Consider the following 17008-nt stretch of genomic DNA (forward strand, 5'->3'; position numbering starts at 1 on the left):
ACCCCCCACCACCACATGAGGAGCAACGCGTGGCACGAGTCGTGGTCGAGGTGATGCCGAAGGCCGAGATCCTGGACCCCCAGGGACAGGCCATCGTCGGTGCGCTCCCGCGCCTGGGATTCGAGGGCATCTCGGATGTACGGCAGGGCAAGCGATTCGAACTCGACGTCGACGACAGTGTCGGGGACGCCGAGCTCGAACAGATCGCCGAATCGCTGCTGTGCAACACGGTGATCGAGGAGTGGAAGGTAACGCGGCTGCCATGAGTGAGCGCAGCGAGCCATCGACCACAGCCGCGCGTATCGGGGTGATCACTTTTCCCGGCACGCTCGACGATGTCGACGCGGCACGGGCGGTGCGGCTGGCGGGCGCCGAGGCGGTCAGCCTCTGGCACGCCGACGCCGATCTGAAGCAGGTCGACGCGGTCGTCGTGCCCGGCGGCTTCTCCTACGGTGACTACCTGCGCGCCGGTGCCATCGCCCGGTTCGCGCCGGTGATGGGCGAGGTCGTGCGCGCCGCGAAGACCGGCCTGCCGGTGCTCGGCATCTGCAACGGCTTCCAGGTGCTGTGCGAAGCCGGCCTGCTGCCCGGTGCACTGACCCGCAACGAGGGCCTGCACTTCATCTGCCGCGACGAATGGCTGCGGGTGGAATCGGCGTCGACCGTGTGGACCTCGCGCTACGAGCCGGGTGCCCAGATCCTGGTCCCGCTCAAGTCCGGCGAGGGCCGCTTCCAGGCCAGCACCGCCGTCCTCGACGAGCTCGAAGGCGAAGGCCGAGTGGTCTTCCGCTACGCGGGCGAGAACCCGAACGGCTCACAGCGCGGCATCGCCGGCATCGCCTCCGCCGACGGCCGCATCGTCGGCCTCATGCCACACCCCGAACACGCCACCGAACCCCTCACCGGCCCCAGCGACGACGGCCTCGGCCTCTTCCTCTCGGTGCTGGACACCCTCGTCACGGCTTGATCGAGCCGATCCTTCGCCATCCAACCACCACAGCGCGAGTCTTACGAGCGCGTTCGCGGCCACGCGGCCGAAAACTCAAGTAATTCTGGCGACTATGTCGAACTCGACGCCGTTTGCGCGGGCGATGTAGCCGTGCTGGATCGCTTGGTTGCCTTGGAAAGCGCGCTGCCCACCGGGGGTTTCGAGCAGCACACCGTGGTCGATCGCGCCGAGGACGTCGGGCACTCGCAGTGAGCCCACCGCGTGCGCGAGTCCGGCCAGCGTGTGGATGGCCTCGTAGGTCATGTTGCTGAAACTGGTGAGTGCGGGCGCGAATTCACCGTGCAGCTTGCGATAGCGCGATACCCGCTCTCGGCCGTCCGGCGTGTGTTCGTCGATGAAGAAGCTGGATGCCACATAGAAGTTGTGGTTGGCGCCGGGACCGCCGGCCAGCAACACGTTCTCGTCGGCCGCCGGGCTGATCCGCAGCTGGGACGCGGCCCGTCCGGTGGCGGCGAATTGCCGGTTGAACCGGGACACATCCGCGCCGACCATCAGGATCACCACGCCGTCGGCCCGGTCCAGCGCCGGATGGGACAGGAAGTCGCCGAAGTCGGGCGCGCCGAGCGGCACGAACCGCTCCAGCACGATGGCGTCCGGGTCGGTCAGGCTGTTGCGGATCGCCTTGGCCGACTCCCGCGGCCAGATGTAGTCGTTGCCGATGATGGCCCAGCGCCGCACGCCGTGCTCACGCTCGAGCCAGCGTACGGCGGGCAAAGTCTGGCCCGCCGGGTGCTCGCCGAGCATCAGCACCCCGGGGAGTTCGTTGGTCAGACCCTCGTGTCCGGTGGCGAATAAATAGGGCACCCGGCTCGCGGTGGCGCGGGCCACCGCCAGCCGCACCGCGGAGGTGTGCCAGCCGGTGATCGCGTCCACCATGCCGGTCGCCAGTAGCGCGGAAACCTCGCTCGCCACCTCGTGTGGCGGACGCCCGCCATCAATATTCGTAGTACGAATTTCGCGCCCGAGAATTCCTGTGCCCCGGTTGATTTCGTCGACGGCAAGCGAAATCGCGGCATCGCAGGAAGGAGCCACGATGCCGCCAGGACCCTGCATCGGAACTATGTTCAGGATCTCGATAGTGCCCTCTGGGCTCTCGCCGAACGCTGACATTCGGTACTCTTCTTCTCGTTCGAGCGAAATTCATGGCAGGCAGGAATAACAATGACGACCATTGTAAGCGGATATTCGACGCTGCATGGTGCGCTGCGTGCCGCGGAACGCGGTTGGCTGCGTCACTTGGATGCCGCACTGTGTGCCAGGCAGCTCACGGCCGACCAATGGTCGATGTTGTCGAACCTCTCCAGTGAGACCGGCATCACCATGAGCGAGCTCGCGGCCAGGTCACAGCTAGCGCCGTCTTCTGCGACCCGGCACGCGGACTACCTGGCCGAGCGCGGTCTGATCTTCCGGCTCGCGGCTCAGGACGACCGCCGGCGGATCCTGATCGGGCTCAGCAGGCTCGGTGCGGAGCTGGTCTCGTCGGTGCGCGCCGAGGAGGCACGGGCGGAGCAGGAACTGCGGACGCGAATCGGTGCGCGCCGCTATGCCGAACTCATGCGTTTACTGGAACTGGTTTCCGCGAACCCTGAGTAGGCCGAATTCGTCCGATGATTTTCGGCAGTCCGGCACCTTCTCGGACGGCTCGTGTGGCCAGCTATGCACGGTGCCAAATGGAATTAACGTGGCCACCCGTCATAGTAAATCCGAAGTACCGGTAATCCTGAACCTCGCTATGCGCGGACGCTCTGTGGCGTCTGTGTAGCCGTTTGGGGCGCATCTCGACAGCGGGGGTCCTCCCGGGTATCCGAGGCGCTTCGCGGCCCGCCTGGTGCGTCGCAAGCCGTGACTCCTGCCGCGTACTATCGTTCCGCTCGGACCAAGATCTTGATCTGCACCATCGCGCACGTTCGTCTCCGCCGAAACGGAAAGTGGTGTCCGATGCGATTGTTCGGTTCGGCACGACGCGCGGCCCTGGCGGCCGGGGTGGCGGTCTGCTTCGTATCCGGCGTGGTCACGGCACCGGCGTACGCGGCAACCGCGGGAACGGTGATCTCGGTGCTGCCGCAGCCCGAGGGCTGGCGCGGCGTCAGCAATGGCTCGGTCGTCGAATACTGGATGACCGGTTCGGACGGCACCCCGAAACCCGCCAGCGGTGCGGTGCTCATTCCGCCCGGCCCGGCGCCGAAGGGCGGCTGGCCGATTCTCGCCTTCGATCACGGCAGCTTCGGCCTCGGTCCCGGCTGTGGCGCCCAGTCCGATCCGGCCCGCGGCCCGTGGCCCGAGCTACGCGTGGCCGAGGACAAATTCGTGGCGAGCTTTCTGTCCAAGGGGTTCGCCGTGGTGGCGCCGGACTATCTCGGGCTCGGCCGGTTCGACACCGGCCCGCATCCCTATCTCGAGCTGAAGACCGAGGCCACCGCGACCATCGATCTCGTCCGAGCGGCCAGGTCGCACTTTGCCGAGTTGTCCCGGACCTGGGTGGTCCTCGGCGGTTCACAGGGCGGGCACGCCGCGTTGGGAACCGCCCACCTGCAACGGACCTACGCCCCGGAGCTCGACTTCCGCGGCGCGATCGCGATCGACCCCGCGTCCGACGCGGAGAACCTGCTGCCGATGGCCGGACCGTGGGGCCCCGACCTGCCCAGCGAAGTCGGTCAGGCCCTCACCGTGTTCGTTTCCAGCGTGCTCGCCGGACTGCGGGCCGCCCGGGCGGACGCGAATATGGACAGCTACCTGACGCCGCGCGGCCGGGACGTTCTCGACACCGTCGGCCGGCTGTGCCAGGACCGGATGATCGAACACGTGGGTGCCGTCCAGCTCAGCGAGCTGCTGTCGAAGCCGTTGACCAACAAGCACTTCCACGATGTGCTCGCCGCGTACCTGGGCCTGCCGACCAGTGGCTACGATGCGCCGATCTTGTTGCTGGTCAACGCGACCGACATCTCGGTACCCTCGCCGCTGCACGCGGCATTGGCAGCCCGTTTCGCCGCCAATCGAGTGGACTATAAGATGATCGTCGGTACGGGCCGGCACCTCCAGATCAACCGGGAGATGCTCGCGGCCATCGATACCTTTCTTGCTCGGATCGAACCCGCCACGACGGGCCAGAACTAGCGTTTCCAGACAGTGGTGCGAGGTGTATCGCGCACCACCGAGTTTCTGTGCGTCAAATACGTGAGTGCATCGAGATACCGGCCGAACGCGTGGTGCCAGTGCGCGCCGAATCGGCGAAATCTGTAGAAACAGAAGGGTTCCGGTTATGCATGGTCAGTGCGCTATGAAGGTGTGTCGTTGCGTCGATAGAAGACCGCTATGGTCGATGCTGGTGCCCATGGAATCGACTTCCCCGAGCGTAGAAAGGCGTAGGCCCCGCCGCGCATTCGTGGCCGGTACCGCGGTAGCAGGGCTGCTCGTCGGTGTTATGACCGGATTCGGCGCGGTGTCGGCTTCGGCGGCTCCGAGCGTATCCGGGATTCCCACGAACGCGGTGTCCCCGGATGGTTCGCGCATTACCGGTGTCGAACAAATCGATGACCACAGCATCCGGCTGCAGGTGCACTCCGCGGCGATGGACAAGACGTTTCCGGTCGATGTCGTCCGCCCGGCGGACAACTCCCGCCCGCGGCCGACGCTCTATCTGCTGAATGGTGCCGACGGGGGTGAAGGCCTGGCGTCGTGGCAGGCGCAGACCGATATTCCGAAGTTCATGGCGGACAAGAACGCCAACCTGGTGATTCCGGTGGGCGGACCGTTCAGCTACTACGCGGACTGGATCAAGGATGATCCGGTACTCGGCCGCAACAAATGGAAGACCTATTTGACCGAAGAGTTGCCGCCACTGATCGATGCGGCCCTCGGCACCAATGGGGTCAATGCCATCGCGGGAATCTCCACCGCGGGCACCAGCGTGCTCACGATGCCCATGGCGAAGCCGGGCCTCTACAAGGCCGTGGCCGCCTACAGTGGCTGCGCGCAGACCAGCGACAAACTCGGCACGGCTTTTGTCAAGTCCGTGGTCGGCATGGGCGGCGGCGACGTGGAGAACATGTGGGGCCCGCCCGGCTCGCCCGAATGGCTGGAAAACGACGCATACATCAATGCCGAGAAATTGCGCGGACTGGATCTGTACCTGTCGTCGGGCGACGGCAGCCCGGGCAAATACGACACGATCGACGGCCGGGCCGAACAGCTCGGCGGCGGCCGGACCCAGATCGATGGGGACGACAATCAGCTCGGCGTCGAGACGCTGATCAATCAGATCGCGGTCGGCGGCGCGATCGAGGCCGTCACCAATTTCTGTACCCGCAATATGCAGCAGCGGCTGGAGTCGCTCGGTATTCCGGCGACTTTCCACTACGCCTCCGGTACGCATTCGTGGGGTTACTGGCAGGACGAGTTCAAGCGGTCTTGGTCGTTCCTGTCCCGCAGCATGGGTTTGGCGGAGTAGCTGGCCTCGGCCGGTCTGCGTAATAGATAATTTGTGGCGGGTCGATGGTTGTCTCCGGATAGCCGTCGGCCCGCTTCAGTATTGGACGTGTGATACCGCTGAGTTTTGTCCGCTGGCTGTCCGAAATGTACTACTCGGTCCCGCCGAGGAGATCGGCGCTCCGGCGCTAAAATGCGAAGTATAAGCAGGTAACATTTACGCCGCTATTCGCCCGATGGACACGCCGCGTTGCTCGGTAACCCGGCCGATCAGCCGTATATCCTGCCTGCATGGTATCTACAGAGCCCCTGATCAACGATGTTTCCGACACGGCACGATGGGCAGCAGCATATCGGGCCATAGAATCGTCCCGAAAAGACGCGATGATCTGTGATCCATTCGCCGATCGCATGGCAGGACCTAGTGGCTACGAAATAATCAACGCGGCTCCGAAGAAAGTGCGGAGCGGGCTCGGCGTCGTGGTCCGGACAAAGATCATCGACGACCTCATCCAGGATTCATTGGCGCAGGGTTGCACTCGGGTGCTGAATCTTGCCGCCGGCCTCGACACGCGTCCGTACCGCCTCGACCTGCCCGCTGAGCTGACCTGGATCGAAGCCGACCTGCCCCGGTTGCTCACCGAGAAGGAGCAACTCCTGGCCGACGAGACGCCCAAGTGCCGGTTGGAGCGGCATCAAGTGGACCTGTCCGATGCGGCCACCATGCGCTCGTTCCTGGATTCCGCGGTGGTGGATCCCGCGCACACCCTGGTCATTGCCGAAGGGCTCATCCAGTACCTGGAGGACGAGCAGGTGAGCGAGCTGGCCGCCGCGCTGCGTGCCGCGAACGTCGCCTGGTGGATCGTGGACGTCATGAATACGACGATGCAGACCGGCATGGAGAAGTCTTACGGAACCATGTTCGAGAATGCGCCGTTCCGATTCGTCTCGGATGATCCGATCGCATATCTGGAAGAACGGGGTTGGGCGGCAACGGACGTGGAATCCGTGTACACCACAGCGCGCCGTGCGGGCCGCCTGCCGCTCAAGATGCGGCTGCTCGCTCCGCTGCTCGAGCCGGACCCTCGCAATACCGCAGGCCGGCCGTGGGCGGGTGTGCTCCGGTTGTCCCCGTCGTGACGTAGCGACATCTGTCGGTGGCCGGGCCGATCGGTACGGCCACCGGATAGTTCCGGTAAACCTGTCATAAACGAAATGCAGGGCCGAGCGTCTGCAGTCGCTCGGCCCCGCATTTTCTAGGTCTGGGTTTACAGCAGGCCCAGCGCGGAGACGGCGATCGCGACGACGGCGCCCAGGCCGATGCCGAGGGGGAGGGTAACGGAGAGCAGCATAATGGTAGTACTCCTTTTTATTCGGGTGGGTGTGGTCCAGTAAAAACGACCTGAATCCGCCTCAGCGGATGTGTGGAATTCAGGAAAAGCGGAGTCTGGCGTTCCTCCTGCGTACGCCAGATTCCGACTTCCCGTCGGCTGCTGTTACAGCAGGCCCAGCGCGGAAACAACCAGAGCGAGTGTGAGGCCGACGCCGAGGCCGAGGGGGAGAGTAACGGAAAGCAGCACGAGGTACTCCTTCGTTGGTCGGTTGAGTGTGGTCTAGCAAGAGAGATCATGCCAAGTGTGGCCTGGCAGACGTTGAACTGTTCCGGCGTGTCGGAAATTTCGCGACATCTGACCTTTCTAAGCAACCGTTCAATCGCTCGATTTCCGCGCTGGACATTCGTTCAACCGGCATCGCCGAAAAGCCGGTCGTGCCAAGGATTACCGGCTGGTGGTGCGGTCGAGCTCAGTAACGGTGGCAGGAGGCCGCGACTTTACTCATCACCGCGCCCGATTCGGCGTTGGCGGCACTGGTGTCGGTCATCGCCTCGATCTGCGCTCGGTGGTTGGTCAGCATCCCGAAAATCGCCGCGCGCTGGTCGGCAGGCGCTGAGAGCGTCATTTCCAGTGCTGTCTTGTGGATCGGCGAGGCATCGAGCTTGGCGGCCGCTTCCGGTGCCACGTCGTGCAGTGCTGTGTCGAACTGACTGAACGAGCATTTCGTCACCAGCAGGCCCACCATGTCATCGATCGGATTGGCGGCGGCGGTGCCGGCCCCGAGCAATGCGGTGCCCGCGGAAACCGCGCCGATGGCGAGAGCGGCGATCGTGTATCGGGTTTTGCGCATCTTCATGTAGTGACCCTTCGTATAGTTGGTCTGACTGTCAGGGTCGGTGACCCGGCGGTGATGCTACTCAACAAAGTGCCGACATCCTGAGAACGAACCGCGTGGATTGCGTCGAAAGTTATTGCGCCAGGAACGAATGCACGATCCAGCGGCGTCACCGTGACGAAAGAATGGCGAAGCGGAGTACGGTGGGCCGGCGCGTTCCGCGACCGGCCGAAGTGGTGGTCGTATTTAGTCGGAAGAATGTGCGGCATAAGCGCATCCGGCCCGTCCGCGGGTGCTCGCGAAACCGCAGGAAAAGAAGTGGATTCACGAGCGCACCGGCCTTTCGGTGTGTTGAGCGGGCGGATCACGTCGTTTCTGGCATGGTGTCGCCGTGCCCTGCGCGGCGTTCGGCGGAGTTCGATCCGGCCGGTCGGGCTGCCTCGTGTACGCGAAGACGATCGTGCGACGAGTGGAAGGTACGAATCTCACGTGTTGGAAATTTCGGGATTGACCAAGCGCTACGGCGACGTTGTCGCGTTGTCCGACATGACGTTCGATGTGCGCCCGGGGGAGTTGTTCGGGTTCGTCGGCTCCAACGGTGCGGGCAAGACGACCACTATGCGAATCATCATGGGGGTGATGGCCGCCGATGCGGGGGAAGTCCGGTTCGATGGGCGCCGAGTGGATCTGGTGACGCGGCGGCGCATCGGCTACATGCCGGAGGAGCGCGGCCTGTACCCGCGGATGAAGGTGGGTGCGCAGCTGCAATATTTCGCTCGGCTACACGGTTTTTCGGATTTCGAGGCGTCGGCCGCCGCGCAGCTGTGGATGATGCGGCTCGGTATCGAACAGCGTGCCGACGACGATGTCCTGAAGCTCAGTCTCGGCAATCAGCAACGCGTGCAGCTGGCGACGGCCCTGGTGCACAATCCGGACGTGCTGGTGCTGGACGAGCCGTTCTCCGGCTTGGATCCGGTGGCGGTCGACGTGATGAGTTCGGTGCTGCGCGAACGCAGTGCGGAGCAGGGCAGCCCGGTGCTGTTCTCGTCGCATCAGCTCGATCTGGTCGAACGGTTATGCGATCGTGTCGGAATCGTCCGTAATGGGACGATGGTGGCCTGTGGGACGGTTGATGAATTGCGTGGCCGCGGACCGGCATTGGTCGCCATCGATGCGCCCGGCCTGGACGACGACTGGATCACCCGAATGCCCGGTGTCTCGGTGGACGGACGCGAGGAGTCCCGGTGGGTCCTGCGGCTGGAGGATCACGTCGACGACCATCTGGTGCTCACCACCGCGCTCGCGGCCGGGCCGGTACGTGAATTCGGCCGGGTACAACCCACTTTGACCGATCTGTTCCGAGATGCGACGGCCGATTCATCAGTAGAGGTGGCGGCATGAGGGAGCGGAGCACCCGAGCCGCCGGGCGTCTCTCCGCCGCGCAGGCGATCCGAATCGTCGCGGCGCGGGAGATCGAGGTCCGGCTCCGATCCAAAGCCTTTGCCGCCATCACGGCAGTCCTGGTGCTCGCCGTCGTCGGCACAGTGCTGCTGTTCCACTTCCTCGACAAGGGCGCTACCGCCGAGGCGGAAAAGGTTGGGGTGACGGCGGACACGGTCCAGTTCCAGCAGCTGCTCGTCGCCGCGGGAGCGGCGTCGGGACAGCCGATCGAGACCACCGTGGTCGACCGGAACGCCGGTGAGCAACAGGTCCAGCAGGGCGATCTGACGGCGTTGCTCGTCGGCGCGGCCAACGGGCAGCTCCAGGTGGTAGTGAAGTCCGCGCTGCCGGACGGCTTGCGCACCGCTTTCGGCCTGGTCGTCCGCCAGGCCGCGATGCATCAGGAAATCGCCTGGCTCGGCGGGGATCCGGCCACGGTGGAGCGCGCGATTGCCGAGGCGAAGGTCGATGTGCAACCGCTGCAACCGGCCGACGAGCATCGGGGTGCGCGCATCGGCATGGCGGCGGTGATCGGGGTGCTCAGCTACGTGATGCTGCTGATCAGTATCCAGCTGACCGGGCAGGGTGTCGTCGAGGAGAAGGCCAATCGCATTGTCGAGCTGCTGCTCGCGACGATCCGTCCGTGGGAGCTGTTGGCAGGCAAGGTGGTCGGCATCGGGCTGGTGACCATCATCCAGGTCGCGGTGGTCGCCGTGGCCGGGATGGTCAGCGCCTTTGCCACCGGGGTGCTGGAACTCTCGACCGCGATGGTCAGCGGCGTCGTCGGGTGGGCGGTGGTGTGGTACCTGCTCGGCTACTTCCTGTATGCCCTGGTGATCGCGGCGGCCGCGTCGCTGGTGTCGCGGCAGGAGGATCTCGCGTCGGTGGCGGTTCCGATCTCCGTTGTGGTGATCGCGGCCTATCTGATCGGGCAGTCCATCGTGCCGGCGGATCCGCACGGCACCTCATCGACGGTGCTGTCGATGATTCCGTTGTTGTCTCCGGTGGTGATGCCGATGCGCGTGGCCTATGACGTGCCCGGTTGGCAGATGACGGGCGCGCTGGTCGCGATGGTGCTGACCATCGCGGTGGTGGCCCGGCTGGCCGGTCGGATCTACGGCAACGCCATCCTGCTCACCGGCAGCCGGGTGTCGGTGCGCACCGCGCTTCGCGCTGACGCAAAGTGAAACATCGATAGACACGCGACCGGACCGGATAGTCCGTTTTGTGACTGGTGTGACTATAACATCGGCGACTGCACCCACTGTCTGTTCGGTCAGGAGGCATCTCGATGGCGTTCGGTCCCCGTCTACGCGATACAGCGCTACGTGGCGGCACAGCACTACGTTGCTGCCGACGTGCAGTGGTGATGTGCTGTGTCGCAATGGCCGCGGGGTCGGTCCCCATCCCCGCCTCGGCCGCCCCGCCGGCCGAGGCCGCCCTCCTGCCACCGAGCCTGATCGAAGCGTTGCGGCGCGACCTCGGCATCGACGCCGACGAATACCTGCACCGGGTCGAGGCGGCACATCGACTGTCCGACTACGCCAGGTCGGCTCGGATCGCCCACCCGGCAGCTTTCGCCGGTATCCGGATGGACGGCGCCCGCCCGGTCGTCTCGCTCACCGACGGGGTGAGTTCCGGGCACGCGCGGGCGGCCGCCGAGGCGGCGGGGTTCACCGTGGAAACGGTGTCCGTCAGCGAGGCCACCCTTCGGGAGCGCCGAGCCGCGTTCGAACGCTGGCTGGCCGGGCAGACCCGCGCGGTCGCCCAGTCGATCTTCGGGTACGGAATCGATGTGGCGCACAACAGTTTCGCGGTGCGCGTCGCCAAAGACATCCAACTGCCCGCCGAGGTGGGACCGGTTCGATCGATCACGGCGACGATGCCGGAAACGCGGCCCGACAACAGCACCGACGAGGTGCGGTCGATTGCGGCCGAGGGGCCCGACGGCGCCATCGTCGGCGGCCAGTCCTACGCCTTCCAGGTCGACGGCGAGGCCCACCGGTGCTCGTTCGGCTTCAACGCCACCGACGAAAAGGGCAACGCGGTCAACATCACCGCCGGTCACTGCGATCCCAACAACCTTGTCGTGCAGGCGAAGCGCACGCGCGAACCACAGCGCATCTTTACTGTGCGGGGCACCTCCGACGAACGGTACGTGCCCGGTGAAAAGCCGAAGCTGGGCGCCGAACTCGGCTACTTCGACGCGTCCAGCTTCAGCCCGCACGACTACGGGATCCTGCGGATCAACGAGGCGGCCGCGCCCCGGTTCCGGAACAACCTGGTTTCGGCCGGACAGCTGTCGCCGCCGACCCCGTCGATCGTGCCGCCCACGCTGGATACCGGCAGCAGCCCCGGCTCGGCGCCGGAAGCCGCACGGCAGGGTGATGTCGTGCGCATCGACGGCACTGCCGATCCGATCGACGGCAGCGTGGTGTGCAAGGCCGGCTTCCGGTCCGGCTACTCCTGCGGCATGGTGCTCGCGTCCGGCCAGACCGCCTGGCTGAACGACGTGCCCGGCCACGGCGATACACCGGTCCGGTTCGAGGAAATGTTCCTCACCACCCTGTGCGGTCACCAGGGTGACAGCGGCGGTCCGATCATGGCGGGCACCAAGGCGGTCGGCATCAACAGCTCCATCGTCACCACCACCACGCTGTTGGACGGCGCCTGCGGTCACCTGCCGGTGCTGCTCGGTCAGCCGCTCAGCACGGTGCTGCGGGAGCACCCGGGCTTGAAAGTCCGCACCAGCTGATCGGCTGGTGCCCCTAAGATCGCGATCATGCCCGTTTCCGCCACCGCCGCCACCGCCGCCGGATTGTGCGCGTTCATCGATGCGTCGCCCTCGCCCTTCCACGTCTGCCGCACGGTGGCGAGCGAACTGGAGGCGCACGGCTTCACCAGGCTCACCGAATCTCAGCCGTGGCCGGCGGACGGCCCGAGCAAGCACTACGTGGTGCGTGGTGGATCGCTGATCGCCTGGGCGACGGCGGACGCGGCGGGCAGCACACCGTTCCGGGTGGTCGGCGCGCACACCGACAGCCCGAACCTGCGGGTGAAACAGCACCCCGATCTGGCGTCGGCCGGGTGGCAGCTGGTCGGCCTGGAGCCCTACGGCGGCGCCTGGCTCAATTCCTGGCTGGATCGCGAGCTCGGCATCTCCGGGCGGCTGAGCGTTCTCGACGGAGATGCGATGCGCGAGCAGCTGGTTCGCATCGACGAGCCGATCCTGCGGGTGCCGCAGCTGGCCATTCACCTGTCCGAGGACCGCAAGGGCGTCACGCTCGATCCGCAGCGCCACGTCAACGCTATCTGGGGCGTCGGCCGCGAACCGCGCTCATTCCTCGCGTTCGTCGCCGAGCACGCGGAGCTCGATCCGGCCGCGGTGCTCGGCTGGGAACTGATGACGCACGACCTGGCGCCCAGCCGGATAGTCGGCCGGGACCAGGATCTGGTCAGCGCGCCTCGGCTGGACAACCAGGGCACCTGTTACGCGGGCCTGCACGCCTTCCTCGCCGCCGTCGAGGAGCCCGGCGCGGCCATTCCGGTATTCGCCACGTTCGACCACGAAGAGGTCGGCAGCCAGTCCGACCGCGGCGCCCAGTCCGATCTGCTGCCGACGGTGCTGGAGCGGATCGTGCTGGCCCGCGGCGGCGACCGCGCCGAATTCCTTGCGACGCTGGCCGGTTCGGTCTGCGCCTCCGGTGATATGGCGCACGCGACGCATCCCAACTACCCCGACCGGCACGAGCCCGCGCACCGCATCGAGGTGAACGGCGGGCCGGTGTTGAAGGTCAACCAGAACCTGCGCTACGCCACCGACGCGGTGGGCGCGGGCGCGTTCGCACTGGCGTGCGCGCAGGCGGGAGTTCCGTTGCAGCGCTACGTCCATCGCGCCGATCTGCCGTGCGGATCGACCATCGGCCCGATGACGGCCGCGGGCACCGGCATGACGACGGTCGACGTGGGCGCGGCGCAGTTGGCGATGCACTCGGCGCGCGAAATGATGGGCGCCGCAGACGTTCCGGCCTACGCCGCGGCGCTGGCCGCCTTCCTCACGCCCGCCGTCACCGGTCGATAGGTCGCCACCGCGACGACGAACACCGCGAGGGTGGCGAGCACGTAACTGCTGCCGATGAGCTGCTGCCACCAGGCCCAGCCGAGTTCCTTGTCCGCGGCGTGCGGCAGCAGCCACTGCGGTCCGATCAGGAACATCAGCGTCAGCGCGCCGACGCAGCCGAGAAACAGCGGGCTGCGTCTGCCGCGCACGATGACGTCCGCGGTCACCACCAGCGCGGGTGCGATCCACACCCAGTGGTGCGACCAGGACACCGGCGAAACCAGCAGCACCACCGCGGCATTCACCAGCAGCGCGGCCACCGTGGCACCCGCGTCGATCAGCCTGCGCATCCAGACGGCGGCCAGTGCGATGGCCACCAGGGACAGCGCGATCCACAGCAGGGTGGCCACCGAGTCGGCGACGCCGAGCCGGAAAACCATGCCCTTGATCGACTGGTTGCCCGCGAAGTACGGCGGCCCGATCCGGCCGGTATCGGCGAGCGTGTGGAACCAGTACTCGGTCGAATCGCTGGGGAACAACAGAAAACCGAGGCCGACCGCGGCGATGGCGGAGACGACCAGCGTGCCCGCCGCCTTCCAGTCCTTGCGCAGCAGGAAGTACAGCAGGTATCCGCCGGGGATCAGCTTGACCGACACCGCGATGCCGATCAGCATGCCGCGCGGCCAGAACGGCTTGCGCACCAGGCAATCCAGCGTGATCGCGGCCATCAGCACCAGATTGATCTGGCCGAAGCCGAAGGTCTGGCGCAGCGGCTCGAAGGTCTGCAGCAGCGCGACCGCGCCGATGACGATCGTCAGAGTGCTCAGCCGGGACAGCTCGGGGCGGATCCGCGCGAGCACCACCCACAGCGTGACGGCCAGGCTCGCCAGCGAGGTCACCAGCACCAGCACCTCGGCGAGCAGCAATGGCATCAGCGCGAGCGGCGCGAAGAACAGCGCGGCGAGCGGGGGGTAGGTGAACGGCAAGCCGATGCCCGCGACCGGCGGCATCGGCCCGTACAGCTCGCCGTCGTCGAGCCAGACCCGGGCGCCGTTGCGGTACACCTGTAGATCGATGTACCCGGACCACCAGTGGGCGAGCAGCGACAGGATCGCCGACGCGATGAACAGGCCGACCGCGATCAGCAGCCAGCGCAGCTGCTCGCGCGACATCGGAACGCGCGCCGGGGCGGTCGGCTCGGAGCTCGCGGCGGCCCGCGGGTGCTTCGAGGCAACCGGCTCAGCGGAATCCGCAAACCCCGATCGTTCGTTCACGGGGCCCAGAGTATCGGTGCGCCCCGATGTGACCGCCGTCGGCGCGCGTGGTCACTAGCACGGCCTGTGACCGGGCGCACAGGAATCCGGCGAACCGGGCGGGAGGCCTATGCGGCCCGGTGCCCACCAACCGTCACGGCTAAACTTCCAGGCGAATCCCCAGCTTCGCGCTCCCGGCCCGCAAGGACCCCCGGCATGGTCGGGTCGAGCGCGGAGGAGGTAGCGCAGCGTAACCACGTAGCGCGCCCGACCAGGTCGAAAGGACGCTGTACCCCGTGACTTCGCAGGTCGACACCGTCAGCGCAGCCGCAGCAACTCCCGACGTGCCGCAACCCTATAAAGAACTGGGTCTGAAGGACGACGAGTACGCCCGCATCAAGGAAATCCTCGGCCGTCGGCCGACCGACGCCGAACTGGCGATGTACTCGGTGATGTGGAGCGAGCACTGCTCCTACAAGTCGTCGAAGGTGCACCTGCGCTACTTCGGCCAGACCACCACTGAGCAGATGCGGGCCTCGATGCTCGCGGGCATCGGGGAGAACGCGGGCGTCGTCGATGTCGGCGACGGCTGGGCGGTCACCTTCAAGGTGGAAAGCCACAACCACCCCTCCTATGTCGAGCCGTATCAGGGCGCGGCCACCGGTGTCGGCGGCATCGTGCGCGACATCATGGCGATGGGCGCACGGCCGATCGCGGTGATGGACCAGTTGCGTTTCGGCGCGGCGGATGCTCCCGATACCCGGCGCGTGGTCGACGGTGTGGTGCGCGGCGTCGGTGGGTACGGCAATTCGCTCGGCCTGCCCAATATCGGCGGCGAGACCGTGTTCGACGCGTCCTACCAAGGCAATCCGCTGGTGAACGCGCTGTGCGCGGGTGTGATGCGGATCGAGGACCTGCACCTCGCCTTCGCCTCCGGCACCGGCAACAAGATCATTCTGTTCGGCGCGCGCACCGGCCTCGACGGCATCGGTGGCGTCTCCGTGCTGGCCTCGGACACCTTCTCCGGTGACGAGTCCGGCATAGGGGGATGGCAGCCGACGGAGTCGGCGGGGCGGGAAAGGCAAGCTCGTAAGAAGCTGCCCAGTGTGCAGGTCGGCGATCCATTCACCGAGAAGGTGCTCATCGAGTGCTGTCTCGAGCTGTACGCGGCCAAGCTGGTGGTCGGCATCCAGGACCTCGGCGGTGCCGGGTTGTCGTGCGCCACTTCCGAACTGGCGGCCGCGGGCGACGGCGGCATGCACATCGAGTTGGACCGGGTACCGCTGCGCGCCACCGGCATGACCCCGGCCGAGGTGCTTTCCAGCGAATCGCAGGAGCGCATGTGCGCGGTCGTGACGCCGGAGAACGTGGACGCGTTCATGGCGGTGTGCCGCAAGTGGGACGTGCTCGCCACGGTGATCGGTGAGGTCACCGACGGTGACCGGCTGATCGTCACCTGGCACGGCGAAACCGTCGTCGACGTGCCGCCGCGCACCGTCGCGCACGAGGGCCCGGTGTACGAGCGGCCGGTGCGGCGACCGGACGAGCAGGACGCGCTGATCGCCGACAGCACCGACAAGTTGACCCGCCCGAAGACCGGCGACGAACTGCGCGCGACACTGCTGCACATGCTGGCCAGCCCGCAGCTGTGCAGCCGCAAGTGGATCACCGAGCAGTACGACCGCTACGTGCGCGGCAACACCGTGCTCGCCGAGCACGCCGACGCGGGCGTCATCCGGATCGACGAGCAGACCGGCCGCGGCATCGCGCTGGCCACCGACGCGTCCGGCCGCTACACCAAACTGGACCCGTACACCGGCGCGCAGCTCGCGCTGGCCGAGGCCTACCGCAATGTCGCCACCACCGGCGCCACCCCGAAGGCCGTCACCAACTGCCTCAACTTCGGTTCCCCCGAGGATCCCGGCGTGATGTGGCAGTTCCAGCAGGCCGTCCGCGGTCTCGCGGACGGCTGTGTGGCCCTTGGTATTCCGGTTACCGGCGGCAATGTGAGCTTCTACAACCAGACCGGGCAGACGGCCATCCTGCCGACCCCCGTGGTCGGCGTGCTCGGCGTGATCGACGACGTGCACCGGCGCATCCCAACGGGGCTCGGCCTGGAGCCGGGGGAGACGCTGATCCTGCTCGGCGAGACGCACGACGAATTCGGTGGCTCGATCTGGTCGCAGGTCGCGCACGACCACCTCGGCGGCGTGCCGCCCAAGGTCGACTTCGCGCGCGAGCAGCTGCTCGCCGAAGTTCTCACCGCGGGCTCGCGCGACGGCATGATCAGTGCGGCACACGACCTTTCCGAGGGCGGGCTTATCCAGACCGTCGTCGAGGCCGCGCTGGCCGGCGAAACCGGTTGCCGCATCCTGCTTCCCGAGGATGCCGATCCGTTCGTGACATTGTTCTCCGAATCGGCCGGGCGCGTGCTCGTCGCGGTGCCGCGTTCGGAGGAAACCCGGTTCACCAAGATGTGCACCGCCCGCGAATTGCCGTGGACGCGCATCGGCGTGGTCGACCAGGGTACGGATTCCATTGAGGTGCAAGGGCTGTTCTCCGTCCCCATGGACGAGCTGCGTGCCGCACACGAAGGCACGCTGCCGAAGTTGTTCGGGGCCAGTGCGGTGTGACCGCGCCTGAGGCTGGAGC

General features: G+C 66.5%; 14 protein-coding genes. 11 read left to right on the plus strand and 3 right to left on the minus strand.

Features of this window, described 5'->3' with window-relative positions; genetic code table 11:
* Positions 1 to 29 precede the first annotated feature (29 nt).
* Both purS and purQ read left to right on the plus strand, forming a co-directional pair.
* The gene (gene purS, locus ACFK0J_RS04240) at positions 30 to 266 is read left to right on the plus strand and encodes a phosphoribosylformylglycinamidine synthase subunit PurS (RefSeq protein ID WP_040730735.1); all 237 of its coding nucleotides are present in this window, start codon (positions 30 to 32) and stop codon (positions 264 to 266) included.
* Positions 263 to 967, plus strand: a complete 705-nt coding sequence (gene purQ / locus ACFK0J_RS04245; RefSeq protein ID WP_378736759.1) for a phosphoribosylformylglycinamidine synthase subunit PurQ — start codon at positions 263 to 265, stop codon at positions 965 to 967. Before purS ends, purQ begins: the two co-directional genes overlap by 4 nt.
* A 75-nt stretch (positions 968 to 1042) precedes the next feature.
* Here the strand turns inward: purQ and ACFK0J_RS04250 are convergent, their stop codons facing one another.
* A complete protein-coding gene (locus ACFK0J_RS04250; RefSeq protein WP_378736761.1) occupies positions 1043 to 2119 on the minus strand; it encodes a substrate-binding domain-containing protein in 1077 nt (358 codons plus the stop codon).
* A 51-nt stretch (positions 2120 to 2170) separates the two neighbouring features.
* Between ACFK0J_RS04250 and ACFK0J_RS04255 the strand changes: the two genes are divergently transcribed.
* The 4 genes from ACFK0J_RS04255 (at position 2171) to ACFK0J_RS04270 (ending at position 6574) form a co-directional block, all read left to right on the plus strand.
* On the plus strand, positions 2171 to 2602 hold the full coding sequence (locus ACFK0J_RS04255) for a MarR family winged helix-turn-helix transcriptional regulator (RefSeq protein ID WP_378736763.1): 432 nt from the start codon (positions 2171 to 2173) through the stop codon (positions 2600 to 2602).
* Positions 2603 to 2947: 345 nt separating this feature from the next.
* A complete protein-coding gene (locus tag ACFK0J_RS04260) occupies positions 2948 to 4123 on the plus strand; it encodes a lipase family protein (RefSeq protein WP_378736765.1) in 1176 nt (391 codons plus the stop codon).
* A gap of 307 nt (positions 4124 to 4430) precedes the next feature.
* On the plus strand, positions 4431 to 5456 hold the full coding sequence (locus ACFK0J_RS04265; protein ID WP_378742619.1) for an alpha/beta hydrolase: 1026 nt from the start codon (positions 4431 to 4433) through the stop codon (positions 5454 to 5456).
* Positions 5457 to 5725: 269 nt separating this feature from the next.
* Positions 5726 to 6574, plus strand: coding sequence for a class I SAM-dependent methyltransferase (locus ACFK0J_RS04270; RefSeq protein WP_378736767.1), 849 nt, complete (start codon positions 5726 to 5728; stop codon positions 6572 to 6574).
* Positions 6575 to 7237: 663 nt separating this feature from the next.
* Here ACFK0J_RS04270 and ACFK0J_RS04275 read toward each other — a convergent pair.
* Positions 7238 to 7624 carry a hemophore-related protein gene (locus tag ACFK0J_RS04275; protein ID WP_378736769.1) on the minus strand — a complete coding sequence of 129 codons (387 nt, stop codon included), beginning with the start codon at positions 7622 to 7624 and terminating at the stop codon, positions 7238 to 7240.
* Between the two features lie 525 nt (positions 7625 to 8149).
* On the opposite strand from ACFK0J_RS04275, the gene ACFK0J_RS04280 reads away from it, so the two are divergent.
* The 4 genes from ACFK0J_RS04280 to ACFK0J_RS04295 all read left to right on the plus strand — a co-directional run bounded on the left by ACFK0J_RS04280 (position 8150) and on the right by ACFK0J_RS04295 (position 13124).
* The gene (locus ACFK0J_RS04280) at positions 8150 to 9004 is read left to right on the plus strand and encodes an ABC transporter ATP-binding protein (protein WP_378742621.1); all 855 of its coding nucleotides are present in this window, start codon (positions 8150 to 8152) and stop codon (positions 9002 to 9004) included.
* Positions 9001 to 10230 carry an ABC transporter permease gene (locus ACFK0J_RS04285; RefSeq protein ID WP_378736771.1) on the plus strand — a complete coding sequence of 410 codons (1230 nt, stop codon included), beginning with the start codon at positions 9001 to 9003 and terminating at the stop codon, positions 10228 to 10230. The genes ACFK0J_RS04280 and ACFK0J_RS04285 overlap by 4 nt, the downstream gene beginning before the upstream one ends.
* A gap of 197 nt (positions 10231 to 10427) precedes the next feature.
* Positions 10428 to 11798, plus strand: coding sequence for a S1 family peptidase (locus ACFK0J_RS04290; RefSeq protein ID WP_378736773.1), 1371 nt, complete (start codon positions 10428 to 10430; stop codon positions 11796 to 11798).
* Between the two features lie 27 nt (positions 11799 to 11825).
* Positions 11826 to 13124: a M18 family aminopeptidase gene (locus tag ACFK0J_RS04295; RefSeq protein ID WP_378736775.1), complete on the plus strand. Its 1299-nt coding sequence runs from the start codon at positions 11826 to 11828 to the stop codon at positions 13122 to 13124.
* Here the strand turns inward: ACFK0J_RS04295 and ACFK0J_RS04300 are convergent.
* A complete protein-coding gene (locus ACFK0J_RS04300) occupies positions 13073 to 14377 on the minus strand; it encodes a glycosyltransferase 87 family protein (RefSeq protein ID WP_378736777.1) in 1305 nt (434 codons plus the stop codon). The two genes, ACFK0J_RS04295 and ACFK0J_RS04300, sit on opposite strands and share 52 nt — an antisense overlap.
* A gap of 275 nt (positions 14378 to 14652) precedes the next feature.
* Between ACFK0J_RS04300 and purL the strand changes: the two genes are divergently transcribed.
* A complete protein-coding gene (gene purL, locus ACFK0J_RS04305) occupies positions 14653 to 16989 on the plus strand; it encodes a phosphoribosylformylglycinamidine synthase subunit PurL (protein ID WP_378736779.1) in 2337 nt (778 codons plus the stop codon).
* Positions 16990 to 17008 lie beyond the last annotated feature (19 nt).

The organism is Nocardia brasiliensis, assembly GCF_042691675.1.
Classification (GTDB): domain Bacteria; phylum Actinomycetota; class Actinomycetes; order Mycobacteriales; family Mycobacteriaceae; genus Nocardia; species Nocardia brasiliensis_D.

Excerpts from the sequence above, each read along its gene's own strand:
- purQ (WP_378736759.1), top strand. The coding sequence starts at position 263 with ATGAGTGAGCGCAGCGAGCCATCGACCACAGCCGCGCGTATCGGGGTG.
- ACFK0J_RS04250 (WP_378736761.1), bottom strand. The coding sequence starts at position 2,119 with ATGTCAGCGTTCGGCGAGAGCCCAGAGGGCACTATCGAGATCCTGAAC.
- ACFK0J_RS04255 (WP_378736763.1), top strand. The coding sequence starts at position 2,171 with ATGACGACCATTGTAAGCGGATATTCGACGCTGCATGGTGCGCTGCGT.
- ACFK0J_RS04260 (WP_378736765.1), top strand. The coding sequence starts at position 2,948 with ATGCGATTGTTCGGTTCGGCACGACGCGCGGCCCTGGCGGCCGGGGTG.
- ACFK0J_RS04265 (WP_378742619.1), top strand. The coding sequence starts at position 4,431 with ATGACCGGATTCGGCGCGGTGTCGGCTTCGGCGGCTCCGAGCGTATCC.
- ACFK0J_RS04270 (WP_378736767.1), top strand. The coding sequence starts at position 5,726 with ATGGTATCTACAGAGCCCCTGATCAACGATGTTTCCGACACGGCACGA.
- ACFK0J_RS04275 (WP_378736769.1), bottom strand. The coding sequence starts at position 7,624 with ATGAAGATGCGCAAAACCCGATACACGATCGCCGCTCTCGCCATCGGC.
- ACFK0J_RS04280 (WP_378742621.1), top strand. The coding sequence starts at position 8,150 with ATGACGTTCGATGTGCGCCCGGGGGAGTTGTTCGGGTTCGTCGGCTCC.
- ACFK0J_RS04285 (WP_378736771.1), top strand. The coding sequence starts at position 9,001 with ATGAGGGAGCGGAGCACCCGAGCCGCCGGGCGTCTCTCCGCCGCGCAG.
- ACFK0J_RS04290 (WP_378736773.1), top strand. The coding sequence starts at position 10,428 with ATGGCCGCGGGGTCGGTCCCCATCCCCGCCTCGGCCGCCCCGCCGGCC.
- ACFK0J_RS04295 (WP_378736775.1), top strand. The coding sequence starts at position 11,826 with ATGCCCGTTTCCGCCACCGCCGCCACCGCCGCCGGATTGTGCGCGTTC.